Source organism: Ruminococcus sp., assembly GCF_024684275.1.
The window spans coordinates 21217-27588 of sequence record NZ_JAIKXF010000015.1 but is presented as its reverse complement, the minus strand read 5'-3'; the positions used below and the strand labels follow the sequence as shown (position 1 = coordinate 27588).

The window sequence follows — 6372 nt, the reverse complement described above, 5'->3', positions numbered from 1 at the left end:
GGCGTTTATGTGCTGTTTCAGCGAGGAAAGAAGCTATTATATGCAGATAGTTCTCGAAGCTTTTCAGTCTCTTTCGGAGCAGGAAGAGATGATAGCTGACGACCTTAAATGCTATCTTTTAGCCTATGAGCTTATGGAAAGACATGGTATGGCTGTTATCGGTGACAGCGGTTTTGACGCAAAGAAGCTCCTGTGCCAAAAGCTGGGACAGGTCATATGCGGTGATATTTCAAAATACGGAGTCGAGTATGTTCCGGTGCCGTCGGACTTTTTCTGCGGCATTTTCGGGCAGTTCATTACCGATGATATCCGTCCGCTTATCAAGGCAGAAAGGGAAGTCCTCGGCAGTTTGCAGCTTGACGACGGCGGCTTTGATATATCGTGGCAGTGGTACAACGACTATGAAGAATTCGGGCAGGCGAGAGAGTGGTGGAGACCAAGAGTTACACTCGATAAGCTGCTTTTTTACAGATATAATGCTTGATTATACAGGAAGGATAAGAAAATGAAATACGGACTTGTACTTGAGGGCGGCGCTATGCGCGGACTTTTTACCGCAGGTGTTATTGACGTCTTTATGGAAAACGGTATTACCTTTAACGCTGCTGTGGGAGTTTCCGCAGGAGCTGCTTTCGGCTGTAACTATAAATCCGGTCAGATACGCCGCGCTATACGCTATAATACGAGATTCTGCAATGACAAGCGCTATTGCAGCGTAAGCTCACTGATAAAGACGGGAGATATGTTCGGCGGCGAGTTCTGCTATCACACTATCCCCGATAAGCTGGACGTAGTGGACGAAGAAGCCTTTAACAATTCGCCTATGGATTTCTGGGTGGTGTGCACCGATATTACCACAGGTAAGGCGGTCTATCACAAATGCGGAAATATCAGCTACGATGAGCTTGAATGGTTCCGTGCCTCGGCTTCAATGCCGCTGGCAGCCCGTATTGTAGAGATAGGAGGCTATAAATTGCTTGACGGCGGCATTTCGGATTCTATTCCGCTGAGATTTATGGAGAGCCGCGGCTGTGAGAAAAATGTGGTTATCGTAACTCAGCCCCGTGATTATGTGAAGAAGCCTGCTGGCGCTCAGACGCTTTTAAAGCTTAGATACCGCAAGTATCCCGAGCTTGTCAGAGCAATAGCAAACCGCCACAAGATGTACAACGGTGAGCTTAAATATATCCGCAGTGCCGAGAATGCAGGCAGAGCATTTGTTATTGCCCCGCCTGAGGCTCTGCCTATAGGACATATCGAGCACGATCCTGAGGTGCTGTTAGAGGTCTACCGCATAGGCAGGCGCGTTGCCGCTGAAAACCTCGAAGCGGTGAAAGCTTTTCTTGATATATGAAAAAAAGCCGAAGAACGATTTGTTCTTCGGCTTTTCGTGCAATTACAGCTTTTTTACGGCTAATTTTACAGGCTCTGATATGAGCAGGCTGAGTACAAGCTTTCCGAGGTCAAAGGGGATGAACGGAAAGACACAGATCTTCATGGCATTGAGGAAGGTCATATGGCTTTCGCCCTTAGAATAACCGAAAACAAACCATACAGTACCGAAAAGGTAGCACACTGCAAGTCCTATGGTCATAAGAGCTATGCGAAGCGGAAGCTTTTCTCCGAAAAGCTTTGTTCCGATCCAGAAAATAATGGCGATAAATACAAATCCTATGATATAGCCGCCTGTTGGACCTGCAAGAACTCCTATACCACCCTTGAAGCCCGAAAAAACTGGAAGTCCTACTGCTCCGAGGAGTATGTACACTAATATCGAGAAAAGACCGTTTTTGCCGCCGAGAAGATTCACTGCGCAGAATACCGCAAAGGTCTGAAGTGTGAACGCGATAGCGCCGATAGGGATAGATATCCATGAGCATACCACCATAACAGCGGCAAACATGGCGATGAGCACAATGTCCTTTGTTGAGAATTTGTTTGTGTTTTTCTTTAATACAGCTTGATTTTCCATGATGAAAACTCCTTTTACATGATATGAATACATTATAGCACAGATATTTCCGATTGTCAACCCTTTGTGATGAATTAGGTTGACATTAAAATTTGTTTCAGCCATTGAAATTATTATGGAAGTGTGTTATACTTAATATAATAGTTTTTTGGCGAGGTGTAAAAGGACATAATGAATAAAACCAGTGAATTCAGAGATATTATTGACATAAAACGAATAAAAGCTGACTATGATGTGGGACTTACCTCAGAGCAGGTACGTCAGAGAGTATCCGAGGGCATGGACAACAAGCCTGTTGAAGCTCCCTCGAAAACGGTAAAGGAGATACTTGCAGACAATATCTTCACGTATTTCAACCTTATTTTCGTGATATTATCTGTTCTTCTTATTGTTGTAGGCTCATACCGTGACCTGACCTTTATGCCTATAATCATCGCAAACGCTCTTACAGGAATCATACAGGAGCTTCGCTCAAAGTCGGTACTGGACAAGATATCGGTGCTTAATGCTCCCGTAACTACTGTTGTACGCGGCGGCGAGGTAAAGACAGTTCCCTCAAAGGACCTTGTTCTTGATGATATAGTTATTTTCAAGGCAGGAAACCAGATAAGCGCAGATGCAGTAATAGTTGACGGAAATGTTTCGGTCAACGAGTCGCTGCTGACAGGTGAATCCGATGAGATAAACAAAAAGGCAGGAGACACCCTCATGTCGGGAAGCTACATCGTTTCGGGCTCATGCCGCGCACGACTCGAAAAGGTGGGCAGGGAGTCATATATATCAAAGCTTACCATACAGGCAAAAAAATCCAAGAAGGGCGAGCAGTCCGAGATGATACGCTCGCTGAACAGGATAGTAAAGTTCGCAGGCTTTGCCATTATCCCTATAGGGAGCCTGCTGTTCTACCAGTCATATTATATAAACCACGATTCTATCAAGGAAAGCGTACAGTCAATGGTCGCTGCTGTTATAGGCATGATACCCGAGGGACTTTTCCTCCTTGCCAGCGTTGCCCTTGTTATCAGTACAATGCGCCTTGCTATGGGTAAGGTACTGGTTCATGACATGAAATGTATCGAAGCCCTCGCACGAGTTGACGTGCTCTGTGTGGACAAGACAGGTACTATCACCGAGAACACAATGAATGTTTCAGCAGTTGTTCCTGCCTCCGATCAGTATGACGATGATGTTATCGAGGGGCTTATCAGCGATTTTGCGGCGGCTCAGGACTCTGATAACGAGACTATGGCGGCTTTAAAGAGCCACTTCCACAGACCAGCCGGAAGATATGCGGTTTCTTCCACAGGCTTTTCCTCAGAGTTCAAGTACAGCAGTGTTACATTTGAGCGTGATTCCTATGTAATGGGCGCTCCTGAATTTGTAATGAAGGACAGGATAAGAGAGCATAAGGCGCTTCTTGAATCCTACAGCCGCAAGGGCTACAGAGTCCTTGCCTTCGTGAAGTACAGGGGAATACCTGACGGAAAGGCTCTGAAAGCTGACGTAGAGCCTGTATGCTTTGTGATAATGGCAAATCCCATAAGAAAAAATGCTCCCGAGACATTCAGATATTTTGCTGAGCAGGGCGTGGAAATAAAGGTAATTTCGGGTGATAATCCTGTTACTGTATCCGAAGTCGCCAAGCAGGCAGGCATCAAGAATGCAGGAGAGTATGTTGACGCGACCACTCTCACTACCGATACAGCTATCAAGGACGCTGTAAAGCGCTATACCGTGTTCGGACGAGTAACTCCGGAGCAGAAGCGCAAATTCGTCCGCGCACTTAAAAAGGCAGGCAAAACAGTCGCTATGACAGGCGACGGCGTAAACGATGTTCTCGCACTGAAAGACGCGGACTGCTCGGTTGCTATGGCTTCGGGAAGTGATGTTGCGGCGCAGGCGGCACAGCTGGTGCTTCTGGAATCAGACTTCTCAAAAATGCCGGATGTGGTTGCTGAGGGACGAAAGGTAGTAAATAACCTTGAGCGCTCAGGAAGCCTGTTTATCGTAAAGAATATCTTCTCACTGATAATATCGGTGCTCTTTATCTGCTTCGGACTTGCTTATCCTCTGAAGCCCTCGCAGATATCTCTTATAAGTATGTTCACTATCGGACTTCCTGCTTTCGTGCTGTCGCTCATGCCTAACCGTGATATAATCAGGGGAAGGTTCATAATGAACATACTGCTGAAGGCTCTGCCGGCGGCACTGACGGATGTGCTTGTGGTCTGCGCTATGGTATACTTCGGTAATATCTTCAACGTAGCGCCTACGGATATAGCTACGGCTTCAACTATACTCATGAGTATGGTCGGAATGATGATAGTGTTCCAGATTTGCAAGCCTATGGATATGTATAAGATGTGGATGTGGATAGGCTGTGCAGTGGGACTTGTCTGCTGTATGATATTCGTCAGCGATCTTTTCGCCATTACATCAATGTCTAACCGCTGCATACTCCTCTGCGTGAACTTCTCTATCATCGCAGAGCCTTGTCTGAGATACCTCACTCTTATAACCAAAAGAGTACAGAATTTCTTTATAAAGGACGAGGAATGATAAAAACTCCCGAAAAGCTATTGCCTTTCGGGAGTTTTTTTCTGTGAGTTATTTTAAGCCGAAAAGTCCCTTTTTCACATAGGGTTCAGAAGTGATGTCAAGAACCTTGTAGCCGTCCTTTTCGATCGTTTCCTTCAGAAGGGCTTTGTCAGGCTCATTCTCGGAAATGATCTCAGTAATACCCTTGCTGTGTGAGGAAGTGACCTTTTTAGGCGAAACTGCGGCGCGGACAGCGTCATTTACGTGAGCCTCGCACATATTGCACATCATGCCCTCTATTTTAATAACAGTTTTTACCATAGTATCATGCTCCTTTTGGTTAGTAATGTCTTACATATATATTTTACCCTATTTTTTAGGCAATGTCAATAGAATTTCGCAAAAAGTATGTGCACTCTGATTTGTGATTATGCACCACAGCGGATTGACTTTTTTGCAAAAATGTGGTAAAATAGTTATTGTCAGTTTGATCTTTCTTCAGGAGGAAAAAAACAATGATAACGAAAACCAAGAGGGCTGCGGCGATAATTGCGGCTTTATTTATGATATTGACTATACTGATGATATACCCCTTCGGGCTTTCTGCTCATGCTGCTGCATATGCAGTATGGCCTACGGAGGCAAGGTTCAAGAATATAACCACTTACTTTGATGCAGCGAGAAATGTCAATGATGTTTCGGGCTATCATAACGGTATCGACATCGAAGCTGACGGCGGCAGCAATATCTACGCTGCTGTAGGCGGAAAGGTCGTATCTGCTGAGTGGATGGACGCATACGGCTATACAGTAATAATCCAGCACCCCGACCTCGGAGTTTACACATTCTATGCCCATGCTTCACAGGTGGTCACAAGTGCAGGAGCTCAGGTCAATCAGGGCGACGTCATTGCAAAGGTCGGCAGTACGGGAAATTCCTCAGGCAATCATCTCCATTTTGGTATCTGTGATTCCTTGCAGGCAGGCTGGCCGGCACGTACATATTATGATCCAACTACCTATTTCGTTTATTCGGACAATAACGGCGGAGGCAATTCTGTCTTAGGAACTTCGAAAACCGACAGCGGCTTCTCTGAGGAGTATGCAGGTGAGTACACCACAAAGGGCGTAGTTACGTATCTTAACATCAGAGCTGACCATAATACCTCATCTGCTGTTGTAGGCGAGATACCTGCCGGAGCTGAGTTCACGGTCACTTCTGCCAACGGCGAGTGGGCAAAGGTTGAATACAACGGAAAGAAAGGCTTTTCTTCAATGACTTATATGGAAAAAAAGTCAGAGCTCCATTCAGAGATAAAGATAGAGAACGTCACAGCTCCTGAGGGGACTCTTGAAAAGGGCAAGACCTTCTCCATAAAGGGCAATATCACCTCAAATCTGATAATAACTAAGGTATACGGAGGAGTTTATTTCCGAAGCGGTGAGGCTACGAGCCAGTGCGCAGAGGCGGCTCCAAATACCATAAAGTATGATCTTTCTTCATATTTTGACAAAAACATTGCGTTCAATGCTCTTAATGACGGCGAGTACACTTATAAAATAACAGCCGAGGATAAGAGCGGTAACAGCGTTGAGCTGGTAAAAACTGATTTTATTATCAGCAGCGATGTTTTCAGCGGTGTTCTTGGAGACCTGAACGACGACAGTAAGCTCAATGTATCGGATATAGTTACGCTTCAGAGCTATATACTCGGCAAGAACAAGGAGTTTACCAAGAAGCAGTATCTTGCATCTGACCTTAACAAGGACGGAGCGGTCGATATATTTGATCTTACAGCACTGAAAAAGGCTGTTGTCAAGGCGACAGTATGATAAAAACAGGCATAAAGCTCAGCTTTATGC

The 6372-nt window shown here is 45.4% G+C and carries 6 protein-coding genes; 4 read left to right on the top strand and 2 right to left on the bottom strand.

All coding sequences use genetic code 11. The annotated features are described in order from the left end of the window. Both K5677_RS01835 and K5677_RS01830 read left to right on the top strand, forming a co-directional pair. The coding region (locus K5677_RS01835; RefSeq protein ID WP_296724000.1) for a hypothetical protein at positions 1–484 on the top strand (484 nt) is incomplete at its 5' end. A 21-nt stretch (positions 485–505) separates the two neighbouring features. After that, complete coding sequence (locus tag K5677_RS01830; RefSeq protein ID WP_296723999.1) at positions 506–1354, top strand: patatin family protein; 849 nt, start codon at positions 506–508, stop codon at positions 1352–1354. Between the two features lie 42 nt (positions 1355–1396). Here the strand turns inward: K5677_RS01830 and K5677_RS01825 are convergent, their stop codons facing one another. Then, the gene (locus K5677_RS01825) at positions 1397–1972 is read right to left on the bottom strand and encodes a biotin transporter BioY (protein WP_296723997.1); all 576 of its coding nucleotides are present in this window, start codon (positions 1970–1972) and stop codon (positions 1397–1399) included. Between the two features lie 171 nt (positions 1973–2143). On the opposite strand from K5677_RS01825, the gene K5677_RS01820 reads away from it, so the two are divergent. Next, the gene (locus K5677_RS01820; protein ID WP_296723996.1) at positions 2144–4531 is read left to right on the top strand and encodes a cation-translocating P-type ATPase; all 2388 of its coding nucleotides are present in this window, start codon (positions 2144–2146) and stop codon (positions 4529–4531) included. A gap of 48 nt (positions 4532–4579) precedes the next feature. On the opposite strand, the gene K5677_RS01815 is transcribed toward K5677_RS01820, so the two are convergent. Continuing rightward, a complete protein-coding gene (locus tag K5677_RS01815; RefSeq protein WP_296723994.1) occupies positions 4580–4831 on the bottom strand; it encodes an ATPase P in 252 nt (83 codons plus the stop codon). A gap of 194 nt (positions 4832–5025) precedes the next feature. Here K5677_RS01815 and K5677_RS01810 point away from each other — a divergent pair, with 194 nt between their 5' ends. Then, positions 5026–6342, top strand: coding sequence for a peptidoglycan DD-metalloendopeptidase family protein (locus K5677_RS01810; protein WP_296723993.1), 1317 nt, complete (start codon positions 5026–5028; stop codon positions 6340–6342). The last annotated feature ends 30 nt before the right edge of the window (positions 6343–6372 follow it).